The organism is Sphingopyxis sp. OPL5 (assembly GCF_003797775.2).
Lineage (GTDB): Bacteria > Pseudomonadota > Alphaproteobacteria > Sphingomonadales > Sphingomonadaceae > Sphingopyxis.
The window spans coordinates 3596603-3611792 of record NZ_CP060725.1; the positions used below are offsets into that span (position 1 = coordinate 3596603).

14 protein-coding genes and 2 riboswitches are annotated in these 15190 nt (G+C 67.8%); of the genes, 12 read left to right on the forward strand and 2 right to left on the reverse strand.

From position 1 onward, the window contains the following. Window positions 1-58: 58 nt before the first annotated feature. The 12 genes from ftsZ to EEB18_RS17355 all read left to right on the forward strand — a co-directional run bounded on the left by ftsZ (window position 59) and on the right by EEB18_RS17355 (window position 12490). Window positions 59-1513 carry a cell division protein FtsZ gene (gene ftsZ, locus EEB18_RS17300; RefSeq protein WP_187138934.1) on the forward strand — a complete coding sequence of 485 codons (1455 nt, stop codon included), beginning with the start codon at window positions 59-61 and terminating at the stop codon, window positions 1511-1513. A 65-nt stretch (window positions 1514-1578) separates the two neighbouring features. Continuing rightward, the gene (locus EEB18_RS17305; protein ID WP_262407981.1) at window positions 1579-3501 is read left to right on the forward strand and encodes a tetratricopeptide repeat protein; all 1923 of its coding nucleotides are present in this window, start codon (window positions 1579-1581) and stop codon (window positions 3499-3501) included. Between the two features lie 159 nt (window positions 3502-3660). Continuing rightward, window positions 3661-4836, forward strand: coding sequence for a deoxyguanosinetriphosphate triphosphohydrolase (locus EEB18_RS17310; protein ID WP_187138933.1), 1176 nt, complete (start codon window positions 3661-3663; stop codon window positions 4834-4836). Window positions 4837-4872: 36 nt separating this feature from the next. Next, window positions 4873-5445, forward strand: a complete 573-nt coding sequence (locus EEB18_RS17315) for a hypothetical protein (RefSeq protein ID WP_187138932.1) — start codon at window positions 4873-4875, stop codon at window positions 5443-5445. An 11-nt stretch (window positions 5446-5456) separates the two neighbouring features. Further along, window positions 5457-6116 carry an NAD-dependent dehydratase gene (locus EEB18_RS17320; protein WP_187138931.1) on the forward strand — a complete coding sequence of 220 codons (660 nt, stop codon included), beginning with the start codon at window positions 5457-5459 and terminating at the stop codon, window positions 6114-6116. A 57-nt stretch (window positions 6117-6173) separates the two neighbouring features. Beyond that, window positions 6174-6275: riboswitch (glycine riboswitch) on the forward strand. Continuing rightward, window positions 6276-6382: riboswitch (glycine riboswitch) on the forward strand. A 56-nt stretch (window positions 6383-6438) separates the two neighbouring features. Beyond that, the gene (gene gcvT, locus EEB18_RS17325) at window positions 6439-7584 is read left to right on the forward strand and encodes a glycine cleavage system aminomethyltransferase GcvT (protein ID WP_187138930.1); all 1146 of its coding nucleotides are present in this window, start codon (window positions 6439-6441) and stop codon (window positions 7582-7584) included. Window positions 7585-7587: 3 nt separating this feature from the next. Beyond that, window positions 7588-7959 (forward strand): glycine cleavage system protein GcvH, encoded by a 372-nt coding sequence (gcvH, locus tag EEB18_RS17330; protein ID WP_056346911.1) that lies wholly within the window; start codon window positions 7588-7590, stop codon window positions 7957-7959. A gap of 118 nt (window positions 7960-8077) precedes the next feature. Next, window positions 8078-9436 (forward strand): aminomethyl-transferring glycine dehydrogenase subunit GcvPA, encoded by a 1359-nt coding sequence (gene gcvPA / locus EEB18_RS17335; protein ID WP_187138929.1) that lies wholly within the window; start codon window positions 8078-8080, stop codon window positions 9434-9436. After that, the gene (gene gcvPB, locus EEB18_RS17340) at window positions 9433-11025 is read left to right on the forward strand and encodes an aminomethyl-transferring glycine dehydrogenase subunit GcvPB (RefSeq protein WP_187138928.1); all 1593 of its coding nucleotides are present in this window, start codon (window positions 9433-9435) and stop codon (window positions 11023-11025) included. Before gcvPA ends, gcvPB begins: the two co-directional genes overlap by 4 nt. Then, on the forward strand, window positions 11022-11360 hold the full coding sequence (locus tag EEB18_RS17345) for a hypothetical protein (protein ID WP_187138927.1): 339 nt from the start codon (window positions 11022-11024) through the stop codon (window positions 11358-11360). The genes gcvPB and EEB18_RS17345 overlap by 4 nt, the downstream gene beginning before the upstream one ends. Window positions 11361-11402: 42 nt before the next feature. After that, the gene (locus tag EEB18_RS17350) at window positions 11403-11858 is read left to right on the forward strand and encodes an ABA4-like family protein (protein ID WP_187138926.1); all 456 of its coding nucleotides are present in this window, start codon (window positions 11403-11405) and stop codon (window positions 11856-11858) included. A 14-nt stretch (window positions 11859-11872) separates the two neighbouring features. After that, window positions 11873-12490 (forward strand): DUF938 domain-containing protein, encoded by a 618-nt coding sequence (locus tag EEB18_RS17355; RefSeq protein ID WP_187138971.1) that lies wholly within the window; start codon window positions 11873-11875, stop codon window positions 12488-12490. Here EEB18_RS17355 and EEB18_RS17360 read toward each other — a convergent pair. Together EEB18_RS17360 and EEB18_RS17365 are read right to left on the reverse strand one after the other, a co-directional pair. After that, window positions 12487-13758 carry a hypothetical protein gene (locus EEB18_RS17360; protein WP_187138925.1) on the reverse strand — a complete coding sequence of 424 codons (1272 nt, stop codon included), beginning with the start codon at window positions 13756-13758 and terminating at the stop codon, window positions 12487-12489. The genes EEB18_RS17355 and EEB18_RS17360 overlap by 4 nt on opposite strands. A 70-nt stretch (window positions 13759-13828) precedes the next feature. Next, window positions 13829-15049 (reverse strand): hypothetical protein, encoded by a 1221-nt coding sequence (locus EEB18_RS17365; protein WP_187138924.1) that lies wholly within the window; start codon window positions 15047-15049, stop codon window positions 13829-13831. Window positions 15050-15190 lie beyond the last annotated feature (141 nt).

Genomic DNA, 15190 nt, shown 5'->3' on the forward strand with positions numbered 1-15190 from the left:
CCCGTGGGTCGCACGATGAGGAAGCGGCAAGGGTTCGCCGCTGCAGGGAGATTATTTGATGAGCATCAATATTGGCCCGCCGCAGGTCGATGAGCTGAAGCCGCGGATCGCGGTGATCGGCGTCGGCGGTGCCGGCGGCAATGCCATCGCCAACATGATCGCGGCCAAGGTCGAGGGGGTCGATTTCATCGTCGCCAACACCGACGCGCAGGCGCTGAACGCGTCGCCGGCCGAACGCCGCATCCAGCTCGGCGCGCAGATCACCCAGGGCCTCGGCGCGGGTTCGCGGCCCGAGGTCGGGCGCGCGGCGGCCGAGGAAACGATCGCGCAGGTCGAGGACGCGCTCGACGGCGCGCACATGTGCTTCATCGCGGCCGGCATGGGCGGCGGCACCGGGACCGGTGCGGCGCCGGTGATCGCCAAGGCGGCGCGCGACCGCGGCATCCTGACCGTCGGCGTGGTGACCAAGCCCTTCATGTTCGAAGGCGCGCGGCGCATGCGCTCGGCCGATGCCGGCATCGCCGAGCTGCAGGACCATGTCGACACGCTGATCGTCATTCCGAACCAGAATCTGTTCCTGGTCGCCAACCCGAACACGACCTTCAAAGAAGCCTTCACCATGGCCGACGAAGTGTTGCAGCAGGGCGTGCGCGGGATCACCGACCTGATGGTCATGCCCGGCCTGATCAACCTCGACTTCGCCGACGTGCGCAGCGTGATGCGCGAAATGGGCAAGGCGATGATGGGCACCGGCGAAGCCGAAGGCGACGGCCGCGCGCTCGAAGCGGCGCAAAAGGCGATCGCCAACCCGTTGCTCGACGGCGTGTCGATGGCGGGCGCCAAGGGCGTCATCGTCTCGATCGTCGGCGGCGAGGACATGCGCCTGATGGAAGTCGACGAGGCTGCCAACCACATCCGCGAACTCGTCGATCCCGACGCCAACATCATCTGGGGCAGCGCCTTCAACGAAGCGCTGCAGGGCAAGATCCGGGTGTCGGTCGTCGCGACCGGCATCGACGGCACCGGCGAAGCCGCACCGGCTCCCGCCGCGACGCGCAGCTTCTCCTTCGCTCCGGCGCGCAGTGCGGCACCCGCCGCGGCGCCGGTCGTCGAAGAGCCGGTCGAGGAAGCGCCCTTCGAAGCGGCGGTCGAGGCTCCGCCCGTTGCCGCCGATCCGGCGCCGGGTTTCTCGCTCGGCGACAGCGCTCCGTCCGCGCCCGCGGCACGCGTCGAGGAAGAGCCGATGGAACTGTCGAACATCGCCGCGACCTACGACGACACGGCGGATGAGCTGGTCCTCGGGCAGCCCGAAGCGGCGGCTCCGGCCTATCAGCCCGCTCCGGCGCCCGAACCCGCCGCCGACGAGGCGCCGTCGCGCGCAATCGGTGGCGGCACCCTGTTCGAACGCATGTCGCGCCTGTCGCGCGGCGCCGCGCCGGCCGAGGGTGAGGAAGAGGGCAAGGAAGACGGGGTCGATATCCCGCGCTTCCTTAACCGCCAGAACAACCAGTAACGGGGCGATCATACCGCCGCCGTCCTTCAGGGCAGGGCGGCGCGGAAATCGGGATGAATTGGCCCATGCGGCGAACGATGAAGTCGGGCAGGCCGGGACGCGCGGCGCGTCATGCGCTCGCGCTTTCCGCGCTGTGGCTTGGCGTGCTGCCGCTCGCGGCCGTGCAGGCCCAGGTCACGCCGCCCGACGCGGCGACGCGCGCCGCGATGGAAAAGCGCACCGCGGCGCGAACCTTGCTGTCGTCGGCGCTGGCGCGGATCGCCGCGAACAGCACCGACGGCCCCGCGCTGCTCGACGCCGGACGCGCATCGATCGAGCTTGAGGATTATCGCGCCGCGCTCGGTTTCCTGACCCGCGCCGAACAGGCGAACCCGCGCGACGGCGCGGTCAAGGCTGCGCTCGGATCGGCGATGGTCCATATGGAAAATCCGACCCGCGCCCTCGACTATTTCGGCGAGGCGCAATTGCTCGGCGCGCCTGAGCGGATTTTCCTCTCCGACCGGGGTCTTGCGCGCGACCTGCTCGGGCAGCAGGACGCGGCGCAGCGCGACTATCAACTCGCGCTGTCGCTGGCACCGAACGATGAAACGCTGCGCCGCTACGCGCTGTCGCTGGGGATCGCCGGCGAGGCCGACCGCGGCGTGCAACTGCTGTCGGGCCAGCTCCGCACGCAGGATCGCGGCGCCTGGCGGATGCGCGCGATGATCCTCGCGATCAACGGCCGCAACGGCGAGGCGACCGAGATCGTCAACGCGACGATGCCGCCGCAGCTGGCGCAGAATATCCTGCCTTATCTGGTCCAGATGGACCGGCTCAACCCGGCGCAGCAGGCCGCCGCCGCGCATTTCGGCCGCTTCCCGTCGGGCAACCTCGGCCCGCCGCGCAAGCCCGTGCAGGTCGCCGCGGCCGTGCCGCCGCCCGCAGCGGCGCCGTCGACGACCAAGCCTGCGGCGTCCAGGCCCGACCGCCGCCGCCCCAGCGAGCGCGATCGGGCACGCGGGACGCTGACGCCCGTCAGCGCGACGCCGCCGCCGGTAACCGTCCGCCGCGCCCCCGATCCGGCGCCCGTCGCAACGCCGCCACGGCAGGCGCCGAGCGTCGCCGTCGCCAGCGCGACGCCGGTTCGGACCACGCCGGTGCCGGCCCGTCCCGCGCCCACGCCCACGCCCACGCCCACGCCCACGCCTGCACCGGCGCCTGCGCCTGCGGCTACGACGGTCGCTCGCGTCGATGCCCCGGCTCAGGCGGTTCCGGCCGCCAGCCCGCCGCCCGCCGCGACGACGTCGGCACCGATCGGCGTCGCGATCCGCGACGGCGGTCCGGTCGGTCCCGGCTTCTCGATCTCGGACATCGGCCAGCCCGGCGCGGCGACGCCGGCGCCCGGCGCCCCGGCTCCCGCTCCGGCGTCCGCCGAGATGGCGCAGGCCGACGCGCCGCCGCCGCCGACCTCGGCCGTCGCGGCATCGCCGACCTTCGCGCCGACGCCCTCGGCGCCGCTCGCCTCGCTCGCCGATATCGTCGGTTCGCTCGAAATCCCCGCCGAGGAAATGGCGCCCGCCAGCGAAGCGGTCGACGCGGCCACCCTCGCCAAGCTGCGCGACGACAAGCGCAAGGCCGATGCCGCTGCCGAGGCGAAGCGCGTCAAGGACGACGCCGCGGCCAAGGCCAAAGCGGAAGCCGATGCGAAGGCCAAGGCCGAAGCGGCTGAAAAGAAAGCGAACCCGGCACGCATCTGGGTGCAGGTCGCGACCGGCGCCAATGCGAAGGCGCTGGCGACCGACTTCGGCAAATTCGCCAAAAAGTCTCCGGCGCTGTTCAAGGGCAAGGCGGGCGGCACCACCGAATGGGGCAAGACCCGCCGCCTGCTCGTCGGGCCGTTCAAGGACAAAAAGAGCGCCGACACCTGGCTCGCCGATTACAAAAAGGCGGGCGGCGACGGCTTCCTCTTCAACAGCGACGCGGGCCAAGACGTCGATCCGGTCAGATGAGCACGGCAGCGGTCGAGATAGATCCTCCCCATCGCGAAGCGTTGGGGAGGGGGACCGCCGCGAAGCGGTGGTGGAGGGGTTTCGACGCTGGCGTCCTTACCCCTCCGTCAGCGCTCCGCGCTGCCACCTCCCCAACGCTACGCGATGGGGAGGACCTCGATGGCCTCCGTCTCTGACTGCGCCAGCGATCCGCTGCAAAGTCGCGGACGCCGCCATGAAGAGGTCGGCCGCGTCGTGCGCGGGCCGCGCGACGCGTTCCAGCGCGACCGCGACCGCATCATCCACTCGATCGCCTTCCGCCGCCTGCGCCACAAGACGCAGGTGTTCGTCGCCCCCGATCTCGATCATTATCGCGTCCGCCTGACCCACAGTATCGAGGTCGCGCAGATCGGCCGCGGCATCGCGCGCGCGCTGGGGCTCAACGAGGATCTGACCGAGGCGCTCTGCCTTGCGCACGACATCGGCCATCCGCCCTTTGGCCATGCCGGCGAGGATGCGCTCAAGGCCGCGATGACCGACCATGGCGGCTTCGACCACAACGGCCACACGCTGCGTACGCTCGCGTGCCTCGAATGCCCCTATCCGTTGTTCGACGGGCTCAACCTGACCTGGGAAACGCTCGAAGGCCTCGCCAAGCATAATGGCCCGGTCAAATATCCCGGCTGGGCGCTCGCCGCGATCGACGCCGAATTTCCGCTCGACCTCTCCAGCCATGCCAGTCTCGAGGCGCAGATCGCGGCGGTCGCCGACGACATCGCCTATGACAATCACGACATCGACGACGGGCTGCGCGCCGGGCTGCTCAGCCTCGACCAGCTGATGGCCCAGCCGTTCGTCGCCGCCAATTTCGCGGCGGTCGAGGATCGCTTTCCCGGCGCTCCGCGCGACCGCTTGCTGCGCGAACTGGTCCGCGACCAGATCGGCGTCATGGTCAACGATGTGATCGCTGCGACGCGCGCCAACGTCGCCGACGCGGGCGTGACGAGCGCCGCCGAAGTCCGCGCCGCCGGCCGCACCCTCGGCGGCTTTTCAGGTGAACTGGCGCGCAAGGAGCGCGATCTCAAGCGCTTCATGTACGCCAATCTCTATCATCACCCCGAACAGGTCGCGGCGGCCGAGGCGGCGAACCAGATCATCGCCCGGCTCTTCGCCGCCTATGCCGACAATCCGCGCCTGATGGGCGCCGACTGGTCGGCGCGGGTGCCGGGCGAAGAATGCGCGACAGTGCGCCATATCGGTGACTATATAGCCGGCATGACCGACCGCTTCGCCATCGACCGCTATGCCGAAATCTTCGGCCGCGGCGAAGTGCCGCCCGCGCTGGCGCATGTCTGAACGATGCGGGGCGCTCTTGCTGTCCCGTTGCTCGCCATGGCCCTGATCCTGACAGGCTGCGAGGACACCACTGCGCCGCCGAAGCGAAATGGCGCGGATGAGCGTGATGGACGCGTCGCGATGGCGTTTGACGAATATGCATTCAGGCCCGAATTACCGAAGGACGCTTTTGTCTGTGCGGCGATGAGCGACACGCATCCGCACGGCTTCTTCTTTCGCGTTGGTGCACGCTATGCCGATTGCGATGCCGCACGTGACGCCGTCGCAAATGATCGTTGGGTCGCTGTCTGGGCCGACCACAATGCGATGGAGCATCGATCGCTGAAAGACGCCGGCTGCACGCCGGAAGTGCCAAACGCCGCGTTGACGCCAATGGTTGATAAATGGCGGAAACTCGGAATGGAGGTAGAGCAATGCGCGCCCGCCGGAAGCCGGAACGGCACCATCGAACTGAAACTTCTTTCGCCCGGTCGCGAAGCGATAGGTAAGGAAGCACGGCCACGTTTTCTTTACACGTTTCGGATGGAAAGCCCCGACAGGCATTTCGGGCGCGATCTGTCATTGTTTGCGCGAATGCTTGAGAGCGCCGAATTTGGCGCGCCCGATTGAAGGAAGATCGCATGACAGAGTCCGGTGGGAGAACATTGCTCATCGGCGCGACCGGGATGGTCGGCGGTGCGGTGATCGCGAACGCGGGCGCGCTGTCGTTGACCGTCCTCGTTCGCCGCGAAATGGACGATCTGCCCGAAGCGCATGCGCTGCTCGTCGCGCCGCCCGAGCGCTGGGCCGACATCATCGCGGTCGAGCGCCCGCGCGTCCTCATTTCGTGCCTCGGCACGACGATCCGGCAGGCGGGGTCGGAAGCGGCGTTTCGCGCCGTCGATCACGACCTGATCCTCGCGGCGGCGCGCGGCGCGCGCATGGCGGGGGCGACGCAGATGATCGTCGTCAGTTCGGTCGGTGCCGCGGCGAAGAGCCGCAATTTCTATCTCAGGACCAAGGGCGAGACCGAGGACGGGCTGCGCGCGCTCGGTTTCGAGCGGCTCGACATCCTGCGCCCCGGCTTGTTGATGGGCGACCGCGCCGGGCCGAAACGGATGGGGGAGGGGATCGCGATCGCCGCGGCGCCCCTCGCCGATGCGCTGCTGCACGGCTCGCTGCGCCGCTATCGTTCGATTCCCGGCGAAACCGTCGCGCGGGCGATCGTCGCGCTGGCGGGAAATGCGCAGCCCGGCGTGCGCATCCATGAAAATGACGCGATGCGGCGGCTCGCCGATTGACTCTGCCTTGGGGCGCCGCCAAGGCTCGGGCGTCTGTCGAAGATCGCAAGAGATTCGACCGGCCGCGCGGGAGAGCGCGAGGGCGGGGTCACCCGTGCTTCGCCACCGAAGGAGCAACCGCCCCGGAAACTCTCAGGTCAAGCGGACCGCGCAGGCCGGAACGGACACTCTGGAAAGCGTTTCAGCCACAGGCTGGAGCCACCGAAGGGGTAACCCCATGATATCATGGGGGAAAACTCTCAGGTTCCCGTGACAGAGGGGGCATGGCGACAAGGCGGCACCCGCGCCGCTCCTTGCCGTGCTTGAAACGGGAGTTCGCGATATGCGCGATGATCGAGAAGATAGTGAAGTCGTAGAGGTCGCGACCGAGACCCTGCCGCTCGACGCCTGGCACCGCGCGAAGGGCGGTCGGATGGTCGAGTTCGCCGGCTATTGGATGCCGATCCAGTATGACGGCATCATGGCCGAACATCTGTGGGTCCGCGAAAATGCCGGGCTGTTCGACGTCAGCCATATGGGCCAGCTCTACCTCTCGGGCGAAGGGCTCGACGAGGCGCTCGAGGCGCTGATTCCCGGCGATGTGAAGAGCCTCGCGGTCGGGCGGATGCGTTATTCGCTGCTGCTTGCCGAGGATGGCGGTATTCTCGACGATCTGATGCTCAGCCGCTGGCCCGAGGGCATCTATATGGTCGTCAACGGCGCGGTGAAGTGGGAGGATATCGGGCATCTGCGTGAAGCGCTTCCCGACGCGATCACGATCAACCATTTCGAAGAACGCGCGCTGCTCGCGCTGCAGGGCCCCAAGGCGTTCGACGCGCTGAAGCGCCACACCACCGGCAAATGGGGCCTCGACGCCCTCGTCTTCATGATGGGCGGCCCGTACCAGATCGGCGGCGTCGATGCCTGGATCAGCCGTTCGGGCTACACCGGCGAAGACGGCTTCGAGATTTCGGTCGACGCCGACAAGGTCCAGTACGTCGCCGACCTCTTGTGCGGCGAGCCCGAGGTGAAGCCGATCGGCCTCGGCGCGCGCGACAGCTTGCGCCTCGAGGCCGGCTTGCCGCTCTACGGCCACGATCTCGACCCGACGATCGATCCGATCGAGGGCGACCTCGGCTTTGCGATCCAGAAGCGCCGCCGCGAGGAAGGCGGCTTTCCCGGCGCGGCGCGCATCCTCGGCCACTATACTGACGGAAGCCCGCGCAAACGCGTCGGGCTGCTCGTCGACGGCAAGCTGCCGGTGCGCGAGGGCGCCAAGCTGTTCGACGGCGAGGACGAGATCGGCGTCGTGACCTCGGGTGGTTTCGCCCCCAGTGTCGGCGCGCCGATCGCCATGGGTTATGTCCCGCGCGACCATGCCGTCCCCGGCACGTCGGTCGCCGCCGAAGTCCGCGGCAAGCGCGTGCCTTGCACCGTTGCCGCGACGCCATTCATTCCACACCGCTATGTGCGCAAACAGGGAGGCTGACCGATGCCGCGTTATTATACCGAAGAACATGAATGGATCGACGTCGATGGCGATGTCGCGACCGTCGGCATCACCGACTTCGCGCAGGGCCAGCTCGGCGACATCGTCTTTGTCGAGGTCCCCGACACCGGCGCCGAGCTTACCCAGGGCGGCGACGCCGCGGTGGTCGAATCGGTGAAGGCGGCGAGCGACGTCTACGCCCCCGTCGACGGCACCGTGACCGAAGGCAATGGCCAGCTCGAGGAAGATCCCGCGCTCGTCAATTCGGACCCCGAAGGCGAAGGCTGGTTCTTCCGCATGACGCTGAGCGACAAGAGCCAGCTCGAAGCGCTGATGAACGCGACCGCGTACAAGGCCTTCTGCGACGATCTTTGATCCAAGTCCCCCTCCCGCAAGCGGGAGGGGTTAGGGGAGGGCCTGTCAGGGGACGCGCCTTCCTTCGAACAAGCCCTCCCCCGACCCCTCCCGCAAACGGGAGGGGGGAGAATCGACAATGCGTTACCTCCCGCTCACCCCCGCTGACCGTTCGGCCATGCTCGCCACCATCGGCGCTGCGACGATCGACGACCTGTTCATCGACGTCCCCGCCGAAGCGCGGCTCGACGGTCCGATTGCCGATCTGCCCGGACATGCCAGCGAACTCGCGGTCGAGCGTCATATGGGCGCCTTGGCACGGCGCAACCGCGCGGCGGGCGACGGGCCCTTCTTCCTCGGAGCGGGCGCGTACCGCCACCATGTTCCGGCGAGCGTCGATCATCTGATCCAGCGCGGCGAGTTCCTGACCGCCTACACGCCGTACCAGCCCGAAATCGCGCAGGGCACGCTGCAGATGCTGTTCGAATTCCAGAGCCAGATTGCGCGTCTGCTCGGCACCGACGTCGCCAATGCGTCGATGTACGACGGCTCGACAGCGTGCTGGGAAGCGGTCGTGATGGCGCGCCGCATCACCAAACGGTCGAAAGCTCTCTTCTCGACCGGCGTCCACCCGCATTACCGCAGCGTCGCTCGGACGATGGCAAAATATACCGGCGACGCGCTGGTCGAGGGCGACCCCGAACTGGTTCCCGGCACCGACTGGGCCGCGCTCGCCGCCGCGGTCGACAAGGAGGTCAGCTGCGTCGTCGTGCAATATCCCGACATCCTCGGCCGCATCGATGACATGGCTGCGCTCGCGAGCGCCTGCCAGGCAGCGGGCGCGCTGCTGATCGCCGTCGTCACCGAACCCGTCGCGCTCGGCCTGATCAAATCGCCCGGCGAGATGGGCGCCGACATCGTCGTCGGCGAGGGCCAGTCGATCGGCGTCGGCCTGCAATTCGGTGGTCCTTATGTGGGCCTCTTTGCGTGCAAGGCGAAATATGTCCGCCAGATGCCGGGGCGTCTGTGCGGCGAGACGGTCGACGCCAATGGCAAGCGCGGTTTCGTGCTGACGCTCTCGACGCGCGAACAGCATATCCGCCGCGAAAAGGCGACGAGCAATATCTGCACGAACAGCGGGCTTTGTGCGCTGGCGTTCAGCATTCACATGACGCTGCTCGGCGAAGCGGGGCTGCGCCAGCTCGCGTCGATCAATCATGGCCGCGCCAAGGCCGCCGCCGCCGAACTGGCGAAGGTGCCGGGCGTGTCGGTGCTGAACACCACTTTCTTCAACGAGTTCACCTTGCTGCTGCCGACCGCCGCAAGGCCGGTCGTTCACCAGCTTGCCGAGCGCGATATCCTCGGCGGGGTTTCGCTCGGCCGCCTCTATCCCGACAATGCGGGCCTCGAAAATGGGCTCGTCGTCGCGGTTACCGAAACCTGCACGGCGGAGGATATCAGCGCCTTTGCCGCGGCGCTGAAGGAGGTGCTGGCATGAGCACGCCCAACGCATCCGGCTGGCGCCCCGAAATGAACGCGGGCGGCGCCGACGACAGCACGACCTTCACCGGCAACCGCGCGCTGATGCTCGAAGAGCCGCTGATCTTCGAGATCGGCTCGACCGAAACCACCGGCGTCGACTTCGACGAGGTCGCCCCGGCGCTTGATCTCGGCGGCCTTGCACGCTCGGCGCCGATCGGCCTGCCGGGACTTAGCGAAGGCGAGACGGTCCGCCACTATACGCGCCTGTCGCGCCAGAATTACGCGATCGACCTCGGCCTCTTCCCGCTCGGTTCGTGCACGATGAAGCACAACCCGCGTCTCAACGAACGAGTTGCGCGGATGCCGGGCTTCGCCGACATCCACCCGCTCCAGCCGCAGGAAACGGTGCAGGGCGCGCTCGCGGTGATCAACGAACTGGCGATGTGGCTGATCAAGCTCACCGGCATGCACGGGGTCGCGATGACCCCCAAGGCCGGTGCGCATGGCGAACTCTGCGGCATCCTCTGCATCAAGGCCGCGCTCGAAGCGCGCGGCGAGGACCGGCGCGTGCTGCTCGTCCCCGAAAGCGCGCATGGCACCAACCCCGCGACCGCGGCGTTCGCCGGCTTTAGCGTCGAGGATATTCCCGCGACCCCCGAAGGCCGCGTCGACCTCGCGGCCTTGAAGGCACGCCTCGGTCCCGACGTCGCCGGCGTGATGATCACCAACCCCAATACCTGCGGCCTGTTCGAACGCGACATGAAGGCGATCTCGGACGCGGTGCACGCGGCGGGCGGTTATGTCTATTGCGACGGCGCCAATTTCAACGCGATCGTCGGCAAGGTGCGTCCGGGCGACCTCGGCGTCGATGCGATGCACATCAACCTCCACAAAACCTTCTCGACCCCGCACGGCGGCGGCGGCCCCGGCTCGGGCCCCGTCGTGCTGTCGGAGGCGCTCGCCCCCTATGGCCCGATCCCCTATGCGGCGCGCTACGCCGACGGCTCGTTCAAGCTGGTCGAGGAGGAAAGCGCGGGCGCCGAGCATCCCGAGACCTTCGGCCGCATGACCGCCTTCCACGGCCAGATGGGCATGTTCACCCGCGCGCTGACCTATATGCTCAGCCACGGTGCTGACGGGCTCCAGCAGGTCGCCGAGGATGCGGTGCTCAACGCCAACTATATCCTGCGCAGTCTCGACGATGTGCTCGAGGCGCCGTTCGGTGGCTCGGGGCCGTGCATGCATGAAGCTTTGTTCACCGACAACGGCCTCGCCGAAGGCTTCTCGACGCTCGACATCGCCAAGGGGATCATCGACGAGGGCTTTCACCCGATGACGGTCTATTTCCCGCTCGTCGTCCATGGTGCGATGCTGATCGAACCGACCGAGACAGAGAGCAAGGCGGTACTCGACCAGTTCGTCGGAGCACTGCGCAGCGTCGCGCTGCGCGCCAAGAATGGCGATCCGGCGCTCAAATCGGCGCCGCATTTCGCCCCGCGCGCGCGGCTCGACGAAACGGCGGCGGCGCGCAAGCCGATCTTGACCTGGAGCGAACCAGTCGTCGCCCCCGACACCCCGTCGCTCAGCGAGATCGGCGGCAGTTGAACGAGGCGCCCGCCAGCGCGCGTCCGTCGGGTCCGGCCGGATGCCTGATGGGCGGCGCGTTGTTCGCGGTGGTCTTCGTCGCGGTCTGGCTTGCCGCGATCACCCTCTACGGGCTGGTGGTCGAGCAATGGGAACTCGTGCGCGTGCGGCGCGAATTCAGCTATGACTGGGTGTTTCTCTATGCCCCGCTGATTGCAGCCGGCCTCGGATTCGTCGCGGCCTTCTTCGCGACCCGGCGCTTCTCGGCGGCGCGGCTGACCTTGTTGATCGTCGTGACCGGGCTGATCGCACTGTTCGCGGGCATCCTGCTCTTCGGGCTTGGCGGACTGCTCTGACGCTGGCAAGGCACGGGGGCACCGCGAACGAGGGGACGATCGATGAGTTGGGATACACTGTTTCTGCTGGCCAATTACTGGGCGATTGCGGGCTGGATCGTCCTCGCTTTCGCACCGCGGGGGCCGCGCCTCCTGTCGCTGGTCATGTATGCCGGCGTCTTTCTCCTGTGCCTCACCTATGTGGTGCTGATCGTCGGCTTTCTAAGCGGGGCGATCGATCCCGGCGGACCGGGCACCGACGGCAACCTGACCTCGCTCGCCGGGGTGATGAAGCTGTTCGATACCCCCGGCGGGACGACGATGGGCTGGATCCATTATCTCGCGTTCGATCTGTTCACTGGCATGTGGATCGCGCGCGATGCCGACCAAAAGGGCTTCAGCCGCGTCGTGCAATTTCCCTTTCTGTTCCTGACGCTGATGGCGGGCCCCGTCGGCCTGTTCCTGTGGCTGATCGTTCGCGAACGCCGCGCGCGGGCCCACGCCAAAGCCGCGAAGTGACACCGCGGCCCTGGATGCCGGGCGACGGCGACGAAGCGGCCAAGCGCCATGCCCCCGCAACGACGCGCAACCGCGACGCGATCGCCGCGGTGCTCGCCGACTGGCTGCCGCCCGCGGGAACGGTGCTGGAGGTGGCGAGCGGTTCGGGCGAACATGCGGTGCATTTCGCGGCCGTCTTTCCCCGTCTGCACTGGCAACCGAGCGACCCCGACCCGGCCGGGCTGGTTTCGATCGCCGCCTGGAGCGCCGACGCGGGCCTCGTGAATATCGCGCCGCCGCTCGCGCTCGACGCGTCGGCGGCCGACTGGCCGATTGCGAAGGCCGATGCGATCCTGTGCATCAACATGGTGCATATCAGCCCGTGGGCGGCGACGCTTGGCCTGTTCGCGGGTGCCGGCCGGCTGCTGGCGCCCGGCGCGCCGCTGATCCTCTACGGACCTTATTTCGATCCCGCTGTGCCGACCGCCGAAAGCAATCTTGCCTTCGATGCCAGTTTGCGGGCGCGCAACCCGGCATGGGGGCTGCGCGACCTCGATGCGGTCCGGGCTGCGGCAGCGGATGCCGGGCTGGATTTCGCCGAGCGGCGGGCGATGCCCGCGAACAATCTGATGCTGCTCTTCCGTCGGGCCTAGGCGCCCTTAGGCGTTCCCGGTCCCTCGGGTGGCTGGCGCGCATAATCTTCGGGCGTGATGTCCAGCCGTTCGATGCGCGGCGTGAATTCGCGGCGGCGCATGTTGGTGCCGGTGGCATCGTCGGTCCAACGCGCCGTCAGCGAATAGCGCTCGACCATGTAGAAACCCGGATTCACGCCATCACTTCCCGGTTTGAGCGGAGCGTAAACGCGCCCTTCGAGATGCGTCACCACGGGGGCCAGCCACTGGGTGCCGCCGCTCGAGCGCAGCACTTCGATATCTGACACCTTGCCCGACGGCGTGACCCAGAATCCGATGTCGGCCCATTTGCCGATCGAATTGAGCGCGACCAGCCGACGCGACGTATCGCCAGCCGCAATGGCCAGGAAACCGGCGCTCGTGACGCTGTCGGCCATGCTCTGGGTGGCGGGGTTGCGCATGGTGTCGATGCCCGGCGACTTGATCGGTGATGCCGCGATCAGGATCGGCCGCGCGGCGCCGCCTTCGGCGGCGAATTGCCGCAGCAGAGCGCTGGTCGAATCCGACCGGCCCGCTTTCCGGTCCATCCGCGCCAGCGATACCTGCGCGACGAGCCGCAGGTCGTCGGTGTCCGGAAGCGGATCGGCGATGATGTCGTTGAGCATCGCGCGGGCGCGCTTGCGGTCAGCGGATAGATTGCTGTCCTCTGTCGCGACCTGTGCGAGCACCGCCTGCCGTAGCCGTGCATATATGGCGATGCGGTTCAGCCCGCGGCCCAGCGCCTGCGCTTCGACGTCGGCATAGATACGCGCGGCCTCGTCGGGGAAGCCGAGCTTGGCACGGCTGTCGCCCACCTCGATCTGCGCGCCGAGTACCCGCGGATCGTCGCGGTCGAGTCCTTCTCGCAGGGTGTCGCGCATCGCGAGCACCGACGACTGGAAACTGCGCGCTTCGCCGACATGTTCGGCGACACGGCCGTTGGCGCGATAGAGGTCGGATACCGGCACCGGGAAGGCGCGGGCGTGCGCCTTGTTGCGGTCGATCGACTTCAACAGCGTCGAGCGTGCATCCTTGTACCGGCCGGCGAGGAACTGGTTCTCGGCATGTGTCAGCGTCGCCGCGACGTCCTGGTCGGGCGGACAGGCGCGGGCGAGGCACGCGGCAAGCGCCGCGGCGGTCTCGCCGAGCGGCTGGCCGGTGACGATGATGGGGCCGTCGGTTTCGGCGGCAAGCGCAGGCGCGACCGACAGGGTCGCGGCGAGCGGGGCGAGAAAAATCAGGCGACGCATCGACCTTCTCCCTTCACGCTGATGTGCGCGAAGGGTCTCATGAACGGCGCTCTTCGTCAATCGGACCCGGTCAACCCGTCTTGTCGTCGTCGATGATCGGCCGCTGGTAATTTTCGGGGGTGATGTCGAGCCGTTCGATGCGCGGGGTCGCTTCGCGGCGGCGCATGTTGGTGCCCGTCGCGTCGTCGGTCCAGCGCGCGGTCAGCGTATAGCGCTCGATCATGTAGAAGCCGGGGGTCGCATCATTGTCGGTGCGGCGCAGCGGCGCATAGACGCGGGTCTGGATTTGCTTGAGCACGGGTTTCAACCATTGCTTCGTGCCTTCGCCGCGCAGCACCTCGATATCGCCGACGCGGCCGTCGGCGTTGATCCAGAAACCGACATCGGCCCATTTGGCGATGCTGTTGAGCGCGGTCAGCCGCTGCAGCGTGTTCGCCTGCGGCTGGTCGTTGCCATAATCCTGGGTCAGGTCGATGCGCTTGATCGGTTCGCTGAACAGCAGCAGCGGGCGCGTCGCGCCGCCCTTGGCGGCGAAATCCTTCAGGATCGCCTCGGTCGAGCTTGCATCGCCCTTCTTGCGGTCCATGCGCGCGCGCATGACCGTCGCGACGAGCGCGAAATCCTCGCCGCCGGCGAGCGGCTGCGCCGAGATCTCGTCGAGCTTCGCGCGGGCCTTGGCATAATCGGCGTCGAGTCCCGAGGCTTCGGCCTCGGTCTGCAGCAACAGCGCCTGGCGCACGCGCGCGAACATCGCGACGCGGTTTTGCCCGTTCGCCAGCGCATCCTTTTCGACATCCTGATAGATGCGTTTCGCTTCGTCGGGGAAGCCCAGCTTGGCGCGGCTGTCGCCGACCTCGATCTGCGCGACCATCACGCGCGGGTCCTTTTCGCCGAGTCCGGCCTTCAGCGTGTTGCGCATGTCGAGCACCGACAGCTGGAAATTCTTCGCCTCGCCGACATGTTCGGCGACGCGGCTGTTGGCGCGGAACAGGTCGGAGACCTCGACCGGATATTTGGTCCCGAACTTGCGGTTGCGGCCGATCGACTTGAGCAATGTCGTGCGCGAATCCTTGTATTCGCCCTGCAGCAACTGGTTTTCGGCATGGGCGAGCGAGGCCGCGACATCCTCGTCGGGCGGGCAATTGCGCGCGAGGCATGCCGCGAGCGCGTCGGCGGTGTCCTTGAGCGAACGGCCGGTGACGACGATTTCGGGGTCGCCGTTGGTCTGCGCCGCGGCGGGAAAGGCGAAGGCCGAGGCGAGCAGCAGGATCGACAGGCGGGTCTTGGTCACATGAGTCTCCGTGCGGGCGATGGCGCCGCTGTGTTATTTTGATAATCCACCATAGAGGGATTGCCCAGGTGTCGCAATAAGTTGGGCGCGCCGCGATGCAATGGTCGCCCGCCCAATGCACCGCGCGCTTCGACGAACGCC

Excerpts from the sequence above, each read along its gene's own strand:
- EEB18_RS17320 (WP_187138931.1), top strand. The coding sequence starts at position 5,457 with ATGACAGAGTCCGGTGGGAGAACATTGCTCATCGGCGCGACCGGGATG.
- gcvPB (WP_187138928.1), top strand. The coding sequence starts at position 9,433 with ATGAGCACGCCCAACGCATCCGGCTGGCGCCCCGAAATGAACGCGGGC.
- EEB18_RS17360 (WP_187138925.1), bottom strand. The coding sequence starts at position 13,758 with ATGCGTCGCCTGATTTTTCTCGCCCCGCTCGCCGCGACCCTGTCGGTC.
- gcvPA (WP_187138929.1), top strand. The coding sequence starts at position 8,078 with ATGCGTTACCTCCCGCTCACCCCCGCTGACCGTTCGGCCATGCTCGCC.
- EEB18_RS17305 (WP_262407981.1), top strand. The coding sequence starts at position 1,579 with ATGCGGCGAACGATGAAGTCGGGCAGGCCGGGACGCGCGGCGCGTCAT.
- EEB18_RS17350 (WP_187138926.1), top strand. The coding sequence starts at position 11,403 with ATGAGTTGGGATACACTGTTTCTGCTGGCCAATTACTGGGCGATTGCG.
- EEB18_RS17310 (WP_187138933.1), top strand. The coding sequence starts at position 3,661 with ATGGCCTCCGTCTCTGACTGCGCCAGCGATCCGCTGCAAAGTCGCGGA.
- EEB18_RS17315 (WP_187138932.1), top strand. The coding sequence starts at position 4,873 with ATGGCCCTGATCCTGACAGGCTGCGAGGACACCACTGCGCCGCCGAAG.
- gcvH (WP_056346911.1), top strand. The coding sequence starts at position 7,588 with ATGCCGCGTTATTATACCGAAGAACATGAATGGATCGACGTCGATGGC.
- ftsZ (WP_187138934.1), top strand. The coding sequence starts at position 59 with ATGAGCATCAATATTGGCCCGCCGCAGGTCGATGAGCTGAAGCCGCGG.
- EEB18_RS17355 (WP_187138971.1), top strand. The coding sequence starts at position 11,873 with ATGCCGGGCGACGGCGACGAAGCGGCCAAGCGCCATGCCCCCGCAACG.
- gcvT (WP_187138930.1), top strand. The coding sequence starts at position 6,439 with ATGCGCGATGATCGAGAAGATAGTGAAGTCGTAGAGGTCGCGACCGAG.